This window comes from Candidatus Brocadia sp., assembly GCA_021646415.1.
In the GTDB taxonomy this organism is placed as follows: Bacteria; Planctomycetota; Brocadiia; order Brocadiales; family Brocadiaceae; genus Brocadia.
The window spans coordinates 1-13,301 of the sequence record SOEU01000004.1 but is presented as its reverse complement, the minus strand read 5'-3'; the positions used below and the strand labels follow the sequence as shown (position 1 = coordinate 13,301).

Sequence of the window (13,301 nt, the reverse complement as noted above, 5' to 3'; positions counted from 1 at the left end):
TGAAGAATATAGGAAAGCCCGGGCTTGTTTTCTGCTATTTTACGAACGCCTTCATGATTATCAAATTAATTGATACTATTTATTCAAGTGACCATGTTTTTTTTAATCCTTCGGTACCAAAAACTTCACCTGTTTCAAGAATATGTTGTACTGCTTTCTGGTAATATGGTTTCCCTTTCATACCTGCAAGCGCACCGGGAAATGTCACTAAAGTAATATCTGCGGATGTTTCTGAAAGTTGGTCCAATACAACCGCACACCTCTGGTCATGGGACAAACGAATATTATCAATCATGGGAAAGTCAAAGAAGCCTATCCAGAATTCCGCTACCTTTATGACAGGTGCATGATTTGATTCTTTTGGTGTTTTGATTTCTAATCTAACCTTTATTTCTTTCATTGCAGTATTAGTTTCTAATACTGCAATTTTAAAATTTCTTTCTATTCCTTCCAGTATGAGGGTCTCGTCTTTGAGCAGAAGACATGACCGGTTTTGGTGAAGTAAATCCAAATCAATAGTTCTTGAAAACCATTTCCCATCTCCTTCCAAAACCCATATCTGTCTCGTAACAACCCATTGTGCAATGTACTTCAAATCTTCTAAATATTCCTCACGGGACAAATCATAGGAATTTAAAATTTTATTCCTGAGGAATAAAAAAAAGGGTTTAATATTCAATAATTCGTTAAAATTATAGGCAAGGAGTTTAAGATTTAATAAGAGTTCTTCTGTTGGCATTTTATCAGCCTCAGAATACGATCTCATAATTGAATCAAACATCTCTTTATAAAGTTCATTATCTGCCACTTCCCGTTTGCTCATTAACTCCGAGTATATTCTCAATGCTTCCACAGTCAGGTAACCCTTTTCAGTGCGCGCTTTAGAAGCAGCCCTTTCTCTCAAATAGCTGGAACCAAGGAACCCTGAAATCCCAATAGCTATAGCAACAATTATACTTCCCAATGGAGCAATATAACATGCAAGTATGTCCTTCCAGCTTAAACAAATTTTCTTTCCTGTTTCTTCAGGTTCTTTATTCTCCATACCTATTCCCTCTTTTGGAATGATGTCATGCCGGGCAGAGATGGTGAATGAAACACATTCAAATGAATAAAATTCAACATACAAAATGTTTTGAGCATTCGAACATTCGAATTTAGAATTTGTTTCGAATTTCTGAATTCAATAAGGTTAGTACGTATGTTCTAACTTCAAAGGACTTGTCATAATATAATCATTACTGGTCTGTTTGCCATGACATTCAATGCAGCTGGCAATTTTACCAACCAACTTTATAGTTTCGCCTTCCTTTTGTACCGTCATTACATTGCCACCTGGTTCAAACTTAATCCAGAACCAATCTTTGGAATCGGGATTAAAGTCTTTTATCTTCTGCATTACAGTTATTGATTCAATGTTTTTATCCTGCCTATAATTCTCTTTAATAATTATTGCTCCTGAGGGCATTTCTCCTTTTTTATATTTAATTATTTCATGGGCAATGTCATTTACAAAGGTGGTGAGAAAATATCCATGCGGTTCTTTTCCTTCATAAAAAACCGGCTTGCCTGGCCACATCTGCCAGGTTTTCCTGTAATTTTCGGTTTGCAGTTTATTCCAGAGAATATTTGCCATTTTTTCTGCTGATATTTCTTCTGTTTTTTTAACTTCGGGTGTTACTCCTTCGACTTTCTCTGTTTTCTTCAAAGGGCTTGTGAAAATAAAGTCATTGTCGGCCTTCTCCCTATGGCATTCAATACACCGTGCGACTTTTCCCGCCTGGAGTATGATCTCTCCATATTTTTTTTCTGTCATAATATTCCCGTCCGGGTCAAATTGAACCCAAAACCAATCATGAGTTTGAGGGTCAAAACCTGTTATTTTTTGCATCACGATTGTAGAGGCGAGATTTTTGCCTAAGGTATAGTTTTCTGCAATAATAATTGCACCAGGAGGCATTATTTCTTTTTTATTGAGAATCGTATCATGAGCTCTGCCATTTACGTATGTTGTGAGCAAAGCTCCATGCGGTTGCTTTGCTTCATAAAAAGCCTGTTTGTCCGGCCACATCTGCCAGTTTGCCTGATAATCTTCTTCCTTCATTTTGTCCCAGAGTTCCTTGGCAATTCTTATGGCATTTACTTCTTCTTCTTCCCGTTTTTTTGCCTCAAGTGTTTCCTGCTCTATATCTCTCAGTATACGTGTAAAGATATAGTCATTATGGGCTTGTTTCCCATGACATTCGATACAGGTGGCAATTTTGCCAGCTAATTGTATAATCTTGTCGTCTGCTCTCATCGTCATGACTTTGCCACTTGGTTCAAACTCAACCCAGAACCAATCATTGTTTACAGGATTAAAACCTTTTATTTTTCGCATCGCTGTTATGGAAATGAGACTATTATCAAACGTGTAATTTTCAGTAATTATTATTGCATCAAACGGCATCTTCCCCTTTTTATTTATAATAGTATCGTATGAAATGTCATTCACGTATGTAGTGAGTAAAGGCCCATGTGGTTCTTTTGCCTCATAGAAAGTCTTCTTGTCCGGCCACAGTTTCCAATTATGCTGATAGTTTTCCTTTTGTATTTTCTGCCAGAGTTCTTTTGCAATATCTTCCTCTGATAATTTTAATAATGCAGACATTTCTAATTCTTCCGGTTCCTTTTTCTCAACTTCAGGTGCTTCTTCTTTGGCGTATTCTGATGTTTCTCTTTTGACAACTTCTGGTTCTTCTTTCACAGTAACTTCGGGTACTTCCTCTTTCGGTTCAAATGTTTTTTTAATTCTTTCACATCCTAAATAGAAAAGGCATATTGTTAATACAAGAAACAAATGAATCTTTTTCATCTTCCTCTCCTTTTTTCGTACACGTAGTTTATAGGATTTTTATTTTATTTATGCAGGTTTTAGGGTTGAACGGACAAAGCTTTGTCTCTCCGTGCCTGATGCATTCCTTAACAGGAACAAAGAGCAGTTACTGGTATTAAAAATTAACAAAAGAATTTTGCTAATTGAATTCACGTGTGTCTCCATATCAGAAAAGGTTTAATGCGATTTGTGTTAAGCAAGACGATCTCAACACCTCCCCGGTATCGTGTGATCGGGAATAAACTGTACCTGAAATAGTTGCTGCTTGGTAAATCCAAACTATAAAGAAATTGTCAAAGTGATGGAAATGGAATCCCAAAAGATAACAAACCAACAAGGCGACAAAACCAACAAAAAATAAAGAAGTAGATGGCTTTATTCTGAGCAATACGTATTCTTTACAAGACCTGTAAAATAAAAAAAGCCTTACTGCAAAGATATCAACAACATCTTCGGCAGTAAGGCTGTCTTATCCAATACTAAAACTTCAACGGTTCGTCTAAAGACCCTTTACTTTGTGCCCCCTAATCGCTCAGGGTTTACCTTTATCGGAAACAAATTCAATTTTATAGAGCAATTTCAAATTTGAATAACTAAAGCATAAAAAAAATTTTCTGTCAAGTAAAAAACATAATCTTGAGTTCGGTGTTATTTATATTATTCACGATGATTTATAGAAACAAAGGTGCCATACCATACAAAAACAATTCACATTTTATGGAATTTTTCCTAACCCGAACGAGTCGGAAGAGTTTTTTATTTTAGTAGTGTTTTTCCTGTTTGTATACTATCTTCACAGTATATTCCATTCCGGACCGTTTGGGTTAGGGGGAAGGGGATAAAAAACGCTCAGTTTGTGTTCAGAAATAATATTAAGGGTGGCACGGACTTCGTCGCGATGGTTCGACATGCTTACCATGCACGGATGAAATCATGTCGAGCATCCTTCGAACGATAAATTTCATTATTTTACAGGAAAATCCGCCAGAGTATCCCTGGGTGATATCCTGCCGATTTTCCGAAATGCCGATGTAAGAATTTGTAACCTCGAATGTGTGATTTCTAATCGGGGTTCTCCATGGATTATAACACCCAAGGTCTTTCACTTCCGGTCCGATGCAAGGAATATTGAAACATTGAAAATCGCTGGAATTAATGTTGTTTCTCTGGCTAATAATCATGCGTTAGATTACGGATATGATGCAATGCTTGATATGTTGAAAATTTTGGATGACGCGGGTATTCATTATGCCGGTGTCAATTTCGACGAAGCATCCCGACCTGCCTTATTTAAGATAGGAAGAATAAAGATTGGATTTATTGCCTTTACTGATAATGAGCCGGATTGGGAATCCACCACAGAAATGCCTGGTGTCTTTTATATTCCGGTTAATATTCATGATAATCGTGCAAAAAGGCTTTTTGAGCTTGTTCGCCAGACCAAAAAAGAGGCTGACTTTCTGATTGTTTCGACTCATTGGGGGCCGAATTGGGGTTATCGACCCCCGGCCCGGCCACATCCCGTTTGGTCACCCCTGATCGATGCCGGTGCAGATGTTGTTTTTGGCCATTCCTGCCATGTCTTTCAGGGTATAGAGCTATATGAGGGTCGACCGATTATCTATGGCGCCGGTGATTTTATCGATGATTATGCAGTTGACGAAATAGAGCGCAACGACCAGTCTTTCATCTTTACCGTAGAAACACGCGATTCCCAAATTTATAGGCTCAGGCTTTACCCAACCGTTATTCGTGATTTTCAGGCACGGTTAGCCACGCAGGGAGAAGCAAGGGAAATTTCAGGGAAAATACAAAAGCTCAGCGCTGAATTTAAGACACCAGCCAGATACGATGAAAAAGGGCAATATATCGAGATTTTGGTATGCTGATGGGTTCACTTCGCTTAACCCATCCTACTTAACTCTTTCCACTTCAGTCTCGTCATGTTTGTTGCCTCCCAAAATTGCTAATGCTCGTTGAGCCTACAGGATATTGAGTCAATCGCTCATTCATCTAGGATATTCGCACCGAAAGACATCCTAGTCATTATTTGAAAATGATGACTGTTTTAGTACCAGTACCGAACTGCGTGATCGCGTGCCACACGAGAGATCGAGAGACTGTATCGTGCTGTTGTCCGTGGTCTGGTGCGCCCAACGGTCGGATTAAGCTGCGAGCCGACGCCTTAGACGCGCTGGCCTTGCCCTAGACACATTTGGTCGTTCGTCTGCGCCATCGCGGCCAGCCGGCTCGTCACCTTCAAACCGTTGTTAAGCGCGACGCCAGATGGGCAGCCAACGGGCAGTATCTTTAGCGTGTCAACATCTATGGCAAGAACTTTTTCATGGGCGAAATCCACTGTGGCACCCAGAACAACCTGGAAGGACCCTTCGATCTTTCCTTTTTTCTGGAGCAGCAACCTCAGGTTTGAGGGCTGGCAAACTAGTTGTGTAGCCGCTAGCACACCAAGGCGCTTGCCCCCAGCGATAAACATGTGCCTAGATGTGGTGGTCCGCTGCCATACAACGATCATTGCACAGTCTTTGTTTTCGGCAATACTGGCAACATACTCGGTTTGGTGATGAGTAGAACTCAGCCTCCGTGTTGGGGCGCTGTCGGTGATGTCACTGAAGCAGTAGGGCAGGCTAAGGCTGCTCTGCATCGCCTTTGTGTGCTGATTTGTTACGGGCCCTCCGATAATCACGGAGTTTACATCAGCACGCACAGACTGGTCGCTGTATTTCACAGGTGCATCCGCCCAGTCCACACCCAAAGCACGGAGCGTCTGCGCGATCAATGGCAGAGACATCGCCTGTCCGTACCCCATGTCGCGCTGTTCATCTTTTTTCACCCGATACCCAAGCACAATCTCCAATGGCTTTGGCGGGACCTCGGGGAATACCTCGTTCCAAAACTGAAAGATGGGACTGTAAGCACGATACTCCCTCCAAAGCCACAAAATGCCGATGCCAACAAGGCTAGCACAGAGCCCGCCAACGACATTCTGTGTCAGCGGCCAATTGAAGGAAACCCAAATGAGATAGGTAATGCCAGCGAGCCCAAGGGCGCTCAAGGCTCTCCATATCCAGGCGCGCAAGCCAGATCCATGAACCACGTCGTTTAGCAAGCGTCCGACTACCAAGTCTTCAGTCCTAATACTAAGTATCCGTACTAATAGCCATCTTATTACGGCTATTAGTACATATAATACGTTTGCAAGTGACTTATTATACGGCCATTTTGGCATATAATAAAGTTTGTAGACTATTTACCAAAATATTAAATAATTGGCAAAACAATGTCAAGTTTTTAATGAGTGAAAAACTCATCTGTTAGAAGTAAAAAATTACTTAAAAAGAGAGAAATTTATGGACAAACCTAAAATCTTTGATCAGGTGCGTGATGCGATTCGGGTAAAACACTACAGAATGAGAACCGAAGAAGCTTCTGTTCATTTGATTAAACGATTTATCCTTTTTCACGAAAAACAGCATCCATTACACATGGGACAAAATGAAGTCAGTAAATTCCTTTCTCATCTTGCTGTTGAGGAAAGGTGTCTGCTTCCCACGTAGAATCAGGCATTAAGCTCTCTTTTGTTTCTCTATCAGGAAGACCATTATGCCGATGGATTCACCGCGGTTAACGTAAAGAACTAAACATGTTGACTTGCATATTCAAAAGGTCTAAAATGATAGAAAAATAACACCAGAGCTCCCCTTTCTTAGATTTAATCCTTTAATATTGTTGGTACTTATTCAGTAGGGCTAAATATGCCTGCAATACGATATGTCCTGAGCGAATATGTGGAACATGCTATGGCACAGGCCCTTTATGACAAGCTTGAAGACGGTACATTTGCCGGAAAAATTCCGATTTGTAAAGGAGTTATAGCCTTTGGAAATACTTTAAGAGAGTGTGAAAATGAACTACGTTCAACACTCGAAGATTGGATTCTGTTAGGATTAAAACTGGGACATTCTCTACCTGTAATTGGAGAGATTGATTTAAATAGGGAGCCAACGAGTGAGCCGATGGATTCCGTGTAAACGTCGGGATTTCATTTGTCGGTTACGAATACTTGGTTTTGATGGGCCATTTTCTGGAACAAGACATCAGTTTATGGTTTATAAACGGCATCGTCTGTCAATTCCATCTAATTCTGAATACTCTATTCCTCAGCTTCGAATGATGATACGTGAAGTAGAAGAAATAATAGGTAAAGAAATTACTGCAGATGAATGGAATTGCCTGTAAAATTAAGGAGAGGAGTATAGTAAGCATAGAGTAAGGAGCCTATAGCAATGATTGCCCATTATGGCACTAGTCAATAACAAGGATTCGACACCTTTCCCTTAAATGATAAAAAAATAAAACAGTAATAATCTATTATTTAATTAAGGCTATTAATTAATGTTTTTTAACCAAAGTATTTATGAAGAGATTATTAATAAATGGGAAAATGCTGCCAAATTTACCAATCGTCCTGAAATGCTAAAGAAGAAACCCCTACAAGAGGATTTAGCTAAACTGGTTGAAATTGTTTTTTTTTGTAAGTTTAAAGACAGAAGAAGGAAAAGCAATTAAAACACGTATCATGTTGGTAGATACCGATACATCCAACGCTTCGTTGACGTTTAACAGGTACAGTAGCGTATTATATTTGCCATTTAACTTACCTTTAGAATTAACCTCCGAACAATTACGTAAACTGTCTTTATCTTTTGACCAAACAAAAACAGCATTAGTCATTTCAAAGAACGCAAACAAATTCATTATAAATGGATTTGTCTCTTACGGGGCCCGTTTATCACTTATTAATAAGGTTGGCCAATGTAGTGCTATTCCAGAGTACTTAATTGTTAGTAATAATAAACCAGGTTCAGTAGATATTTCTTTTGGGAATTTTATCATTGGGCGATTAGAAGATGGTAAGTTTTACGAATCAAATCCTGGTCCTACGGCATCTCAGATATATATTGAATATTTGTTAGAGTACATCAAGAAACATCAGGGATATAAAAGATTTGGAAATTCATATTGGTTATCGTACCGCGATTGTTTAACTGAAATTTACACCCAGACTTCACTCCTTCTAAGAGGAGGAACAATAATCTGGCTTCCCAAATCAACTATTGATTCTGCAGAAAAAGATATTAAGGGTGGTTTTAAATTTAAGAGATCTATTTCAGGAATTCAACTCCTCTATGATCTTATTAATGAATCAGACCCTGAAATAAAGGGAATCATACTTCAAAATATATGTGACCACATCGATTTGTTAGTACAACTTACCGGTATTGACGGAGCACTTATAATTGATGAGGAACTTAAACCGCTTTATTTTGGTACTCATTTGAACTCAAATGATTGGCAAGGAAATATATTCCTAGGGCCTACAAAAAAAAATCCAAATGTTGAAAAATTCGATATCTCTGTATCTGGTTATGGAACTAGACATAAATCTGCAATAAAATTTGTTGGTAATCATCCAGGTTCGATTGCGTTTGTTGCTTCTGAAGATGGTCCTGTTAGAACTATACTTAACTATCAAAATTCCCTTTATTTATGGCCCGACTGTACCAATACATCGGCTTTAGATTAATAACAACCAATCAATCTTTTTATAATAATTAATAAGCTTTACCCTCCAAGATATACTTGTTTTATTTTTTCTTCGTGGACAAGTTCTTCTTTTTTGCCCTGCAGGACAATCGTGCCGATGTTAAAGACATACCCTTTATGGCATATCTCGAGGGCCTTTTTAGCATTTTGTTCAACAATTAAAATGTTCGTTCCGTTCTTATTAATCTCTATTAGCTTTTCAAAGATTGCCTTTACAAAATTAGGTAAAAGCCCTAATGACGGTTAGTCAACATTAAGTATTTTATCCGTAGTTGAGCTATGGAATAAAACCGTACCGATTTTATTTGAGTCTGCGAAAAAAGAAACAATCTTATAATTCCCCTTTGCAAGCTCAATTACGAGTCATGGTTGTGGCAATGGTTGTGGTGTCACACCTTGATTTGTGATTTATCATTGATTTTTCTGTTTTTCCTCGTGCCTCTGTGTCTCTGTGGTAAAATTTCTTTTTAAAATTCCTCATGCCCCTTGAACCTTGTATTTTCTTGGATCTGTGGATGCAATAATCGCCGACACGGAATGCTGGTTGAATCCTTTGAATCCTACGGTTCTCTGGATATTTTCAGGCGTCCGCCTTGTGGGTTTTATATTCATTTAATTTATTGAAATAAAAGAATCCCGGCGTTTGTGTCTTCTTGCATCTGTTGTTCTGATCGAAAAGGAGCTTCATGACTGCGTTATCAGCAACTGACGCTCACGGTCTGCTGCATAGCTCAAACATGCCTGAATGTCTTCCTTCGTCAAGTAGGGAAAATCTTTTAGTATTTCTTGTGTGGTCATACCGGCTGCCAAATAGGACAATACGTCATATACCGTGATGCGCATACCACGAATACACGGTTTACCGCAGCGTTTCCCAGGTTCAATTGTTATTATTTCTTGATATTTCATATTCGATTTGAAATTCTTAAGTAAAGTATTTTAAATCGTAATAAGAGGGTAAACGATTGTAGAAGCGTGACACAAAATATACCTGAATACAGTGTTTTTATCAATATTGAAAAATCAGCAACAGCAATAATGCTAGGAATACATTTACCTTTAATCTCGATACAGTCTCGTAAGGTTGGGTTGAGGAACGAAACCCAACAATCTAATTTGGCATAGTAAGGAAATAATGCAATATCGTAGATTACCATACCAGCAAAAAGAATGGGTTCTTCTTCGCTGTAGTAACAGACAAGAATAGGCACAAAGAATATTCATCCTGACTCGGTCAAGCACGGATGGGTAAAAGTCCTGCATGTAATGTTAATCCTTCCCCTCATCTCCGCCTTGATTTTCGGTTGTATTCTGCGGTCTCTTTGTGTTATATTCTTCACTGAAAAGGTGAATCTCATTTAAAATGTTCTCAAGTCCCAATTCCCCTGGAGATTCCACATTTTTTATGCCTAATCCTGCAATAATGCTTCGCCTTGTTTGCAGGATTTAGTATAAGTAATACTACTTATCGGCTATCAGGTATATCTTATGAAAGTAAAAAATAAAAATAAAAAAAATATTTTTAAGGTAGGCATATCGGGGTCCTACGGTGGTCTGAATTTGGGTGATGAGGCAATATTGCAAAGTATTATTACTCAGTTGCGTCAATCTTTGCCCGTGGAGATTACCGTATTTTCACGGAATCCTGAAGATACTTTACGACGGCACCATGTTGAGCGGGCGGTACCGGTTCGTAACATAACCCGTGATGAGGTACTTCCTGAGATTGAACGGCTCGATCTTATGATTCTTGGTGGAGGAGGAATTTTATTCGATCCGGAGGTGAAAATATACTTACGGGAAGTAGTACTGGCGCAAGAGAAGGGCGTGCCGACAATGGTCTATGCCGTAGGTGTCGGACCACTGAATGACCCAACTACCAGGGAAATGGTGCGGGATTGTTTGAACAGGGCAACAATAGTGACTGTTCGTGAGCGGGATGCTCAGAAGGCACTGGAGGAAGTGGGAGTGAGTCGTGAGATCGTGGTGACAGCGGACCCCGCACTTCTTCTCAAGCCTGAGCCTCTGCCACCCGGTACATTAAAAAGGGAGCATCTCGATGGACAACGTTGTATGATAGGCATGTCTGTCCGTGAGCCGGGGTTCGCTGCCCCGGATATCTCCGAAGATCATTATCATGCGCTTTTAGCAGATGCAGCTGATTATATGGTGGATCGTTTCGATGCCGATGTGATATTCATTCCTATGGAGCGGCTTGTGAAGGATATGCAGCAGTCCCATGCGGTAGTTGCTCGTATGCTTCGTGCATCACGGGCCACCGTGTTGAAAGGTGAATATACGTCAGGACAACTGCTCTCTATCATTGGGCATTTGTCATTTGCAGTCGGTATGCGTTTGCATTTTCTCATTTTCTCGGCGATCCAGGGGGTACCTTTTGTTGCACTGCCGTATGCATCCAAAATTAGCGGGTTTATTGAGGGATTACACATGATAATGCCTCCTCTCAATTTAGTGAACGCTGGCAGGCTTATAGCTTATATAGACCGATCCTGGGATAAGCAGCGTTTGCTGCAGAGGCAAATCAACCGTGCTCTTCCAGGGCTGAAAAGGCGTGCCCTTGAGAACAATACTTTTTTGGTACGCTTACTGAAGGAAGGCCGGAAGCGAAAAGAAGGTTTAACAAGAAAGTCATCCGATAAATTACTTATAGGAGGGTAGGGGGGTGCCTGTACTTTCCCATCCGATGCATCCTGTTTCTGTCAATTTGCCAGCCCGTTCTGCGATAGTTGCTGCTGAGACAGATGTGCTTGTCGTTGGTGGTGGTCCGGCAGGACTGGGTGCCGCTCTGGGTGCTGCAAGGGCAGGTGCAAAGGTCATTTTGGCCGAGCGTTATGGTTTCCTTGGTGGTAATGCAACAGCAGCTTTGGTTATGCCTCTAGCATCAACTTATACAGAACATCCGACCCAAGAACAGCCTGCCGCCACAACGCTATTCCCCACAGACCATGGACCGGGTGAACCTGTAATAGCAGGTGTGTTTAAGGAGCTGATCAACCGCCTGATAAAATCGGGGGGAGCTATTCCGCCATCTCCTAAAACAGGCCATATGGTACCCTTTGATCCTGAGATATTCAAACTCATTATGTTAGAAATGATGGATGAAGCTGGCGTAAATATTTTGTTGCATGCATTCGCAAGTGATATTGTTGGTGATCAGGGGAAGAGAGGGGTTGTTTTCGAGACAAAATCCGGCCCTGTAGTAATTAAGGCGCAGGTTGTTATTGACTGTACCGGTGATGGTGACGTGGCAGCTCGGGCAGGAGCCCAATATGAAATAGGGCGGGATCAAGATGGACTGGTGCAGCCTATGACATTAATGTTTCGGTTGGTAGAGTTTGACCGCACGGCTTTTAAGGCATATGTAAATGAACATCCTGACCAATGGTACGGTGTTCACGGGCTTTGGGACCTTATCCGTAAGGCTACCGATGCAGGTGAACTCGAACTGCAACGGGAAGATATCTTGTTTTTTGCAACTCCGCACGAACGAGAGGTAAGTGTGAACAGCACGCGCGTAACGAAGATGCTGGGTACTGATGTATGGGATTTGACATATGCAGAATGTGCAAGCCGCCGGCAGATGCATCAGATCGCGTCATTTTTACGCCGTTATGTGTCAGGTTTTGAGAAGACATATATTGCTCAAAGTGGGGTAAATATTGGTGTGCGTGAGACAAGAAGAATCCTGGGAGATTATCAACTCACGGCAAACGATGTATTGAATGCCCGCAAATTTCCTGATGTTATTGCACGCTGTACATATCCTATAGACATGCACAATCCCGAAGGCAAAGGAACGGAATTTAAACGGCTACCTCCGGGGGAAGCATATGATATCCCCCTGCGTTGCCTTTTGCCGAAAGGTGTTGAGGGGATCATTGTTGCCGGCCGTTGTATTTCGGGCACCCACGAAGCCCATGCTTCGTACCGTATAATACCTGCCTCTATGGCAACGGGGCAGGCAGCAGGGGTATGCGCTGCGTTTGCATCTCTCAGAGGTAAAACGTTACGAGCTATACCGGTAGTGGATATCCAGAAAGAACTCTTGCGTCAAGGTGCAAATCTCGGTCATGTGAAATGATAGGAAACCGCGTTTTCTCTTTGGAGGTATATCAGTTTTGCAGGTTGGGTAAAGCGAAGCGCACCCAACGAGATCATTGTCCTGATGGGTTCACTTCGTTTAACCCATCCTACTCAACTTTGAGGGAGAAGAAGGTGCAAAAAACAGTTGCAGGTATTTTAAAAGATGCACTGATAAATAAAGCGGAGCTAAACAAAAGTAGTTAAAAAGATCCGGGATTTACTCGTGTACCTTCTTTAAGACACCGTCTTGTATTCAAATCATGTAACAATTCAACAGGGCGCAGAGAACACTGGGAAAAATAAAGACGTAAGAGGACGTATCTTTATTGTTGATAAAAAAATTGATGAACAAATCGGATAAATAAATTGTCATTTTGAAAGATCCGACACCTTTAGCTCTCCCTTTAGCTCTCCTTTAGCTCTCCTCAGGCTCAGGATTGGCTTGGCTATTTATATTATCACGGGTTATCGGGCATTCGAAAAAGAAAGATTTATATTGCCGGAACAAACCACGGTTATTTCCAAAGGGCAATGCAGTTAACTCATGCGGCGGCCAGGCAGGGGTATGCTCCATAAGCGCTAACTTGTTTTATTGACAAATTTTATTCATCATGGTATTTTTATAACAATTATCCCGCTACTTATAGGAGAACAAAGCCATGATGAATGAAGATTGGGATCTTCTCAAAACCTTTTT

Annotated in this window: 10 protein-coding genes, 1 pseudogene and 1 riboswitch; of the genes and pseudogenes, 7 read left to right on the top strand and 4 right to left on the bottom strand. The window is 40.7% G+C overall.

Annotated features, from left to right (window positions below):
* Positions 1 to 79: 79 nt before the first annotated feature.
* A complete protein-coding gene (locus E3K36_04860) occupies positions 80 to 1,045 on the bottom strand; it encodes a hypothetical protein (GenBank protein MCF6154579.1) in 966 nt (321 codons plus the stop codon).
* 147 nt (positions 1,046 to 1,192) lie between these two features.
* Positions 1,193 to 2,854: a heme protein gene (locus E3K36_04855; protein MCF6154578.1), complete on the bottom strand. Its 1,662-nt coding sequence runs from the start codon at positions 2,852 to 2,854 to the stop codon at positions 1,193 to 1,195.
* Positions 2,855 to 3,326: 472 nt separating this feature from the next.
* A riboswitch (cyclic di-GMP riboswitch) is annotated at positions 3,327 to 3,429 on the bottom strand.
* Between the two features lie 379 nt (positions 3,430 to 3,808).
* Between E3K36_04855 and E3K36_04850 the strand changes: the two are divergent.
* Positions 3,809 to 4,764 (top strand): annotated as a pseudogene (locus E3K36_04850) (CapA family protein).
* Positions 4,765 to 5,060: 296 nt separating this feature from the next.
* On the opposite strand, the gene E3K36_04845 reads toward E3K36_04850, so the two are convergent.
* Positions 5,061 to 5,948 (bottom strand): hypothetical protein, encoded by an 888-nt coding sequence (locus tag E3K36_04845; GenBank protein ID MCF6154577.1) that lies wholly within the window; start codon positions 5,946 to 5,948, stop codon positions 5,061 to 5,063.
* Between the two features lie 295 nt (positions 5,949 to 6,243).
* Between E3K36_04845 and E3K36_04840 the strand changes: the two genes are divergently transcribed.
* The 4 genes from E3K36_04840 (at position 6,244) to E3K36_04825 (ending at position 8,480) form a co-directional block, all read left to right on the top strand.
* Complete coding sequence (locus E3K36_04840; protein MCF6154576.1) at positions 6,244 to 6,450, top strand: hypothetical protein; 207 nt, start codon at positions 6,244 to 6,246, stop codon at positions 6,448 to 6,450.
* Positions 6,451 to 6,648: 198 nt separating this feature from the next.
* Entirely contained in the window at positions 6,649 to 6,924 is a 276-nt protein-coding gene (locus tag E3K36_04835; protein MCF6154575.1) for a type II toxin-antitoxin system HicB family antitoxin, read from the top strand.
* Positions 6,902 to 7,132, top strand: coding sequence for a type II toxin-antitoxin system HicA family toxin (locus E3K36_04830; GenBank protein MCF6154574.1), 231 nt, complete (start codon positions 6,902 to 6,904; stop codon positions 7,130 to 7,132). Before E3K36_04835 ends, E3K36_04830 begins: the two co-directional genes overlap by 23 nt.
* Before the next feature lie 277 nt (positions 7,133 to 7,409).
* Positions 7,410 to 8,480 (top strand): hypothetical protein, encoded by a 1,071-nt coding sequence (locus tag E3K36_04825; protein MCF6154573.1) that lies wholly within the window; start codon positions 7,410 to 7,412, stop codon positions 8,478 to 8,480.
* Between the two features lie 704 nt (positions 8,481 to 9,184).
* Here the strand turns inward: E3K36_04825 and E3K36_04820 are convergent.
* Positions 9,185 to 9,409 (bottom strand): DUF433 domain-containing protein, encoded by a 225-nt coding sequence (locus E3K36_04820; GenBank protein ID MCF6154572.1) that lies wholly within the window; start codon positions 9,407 to 9,409, stop codon positions 9,185 to 9,187.
* A gap of 579 nt (positions 9,410 to 9,988) precedes the next feature.
* On the opposite strand from E3K36_04820, the gene E3K36_04815 reads away from it, so the two are divergent.
* A complete protein-coding gene (locus E3K36_04815) occupies positions 9,989 to 11,179 on the top strand; it encodes a polysaccharide pyruvyl transferase (protein ID MCF6154571.1) in 1,191 nt (396 codons plus the stop codon).
* 4 nt (positions 11,180 to 11,183) lie between these two features.
* The gene (locus tag E3K36_04810; GenBank protein MCF6154570.1) at positions 11,184 to 12,602 is read left to right on the top strand and encodes an FAD-dependent oxidoreductase; all 1,419 of its coding nucleotides are present in this window, start codon (positions 11,184 to 11,186) and stop codon (positions 12,600 to 12,602) included.
* Positions 12,603 to 13,301 lie beyond the last annotated feature (699 nt).

What these genes read in the sequence shown, in the direction of transcription:
- E3K36_04860 (MCF6154579.1), bottom strand. Translation starts at nt 1,045, where the DNA reads ATGGAGAATAAAGAACCTGAAGAAACAGGAAAGAAAATTTGTTTAAGC.
- E3K36_04855 (MCF6154578.1), bottom strand. Translation starts at nt 2,854, where the DNA reads ATGAAAAAGATTCATTTGTTTCTTGTATTAACAATATGCCTTTTCTAT.
- E3K36_04840 (MCF6154576.1), top strand. Translation starts at nt 6,244, where the DNA reads ATGGACAAACCTAAAATCTTTGATCAGGTGCGTGATGCGATTCGGGTA.
- E3K36_04835 (MCF6154575.1), top strand. Translation starts at nt 6,649, where the DNA reads ATGCCTGCAATACGATATGTCCTGAGCGAATATGTGGAACATGCTATG.
- E3K36_04820 (MCF6154572.1), bottom strand. Translation starts at nt 9,409, where the DNA reads ATGAAATATCAAGAAATAATAACAATTGAACCTGGGAAACGCTGCGGT.
- E3K36_04815 (MCF6154571.1), top strand. Translation starts at nt 9,989, where the DNA reads ATGAAAGTAAAAAATAAAAATAAAAAAAATATTTTTAAGGTAGGCATA.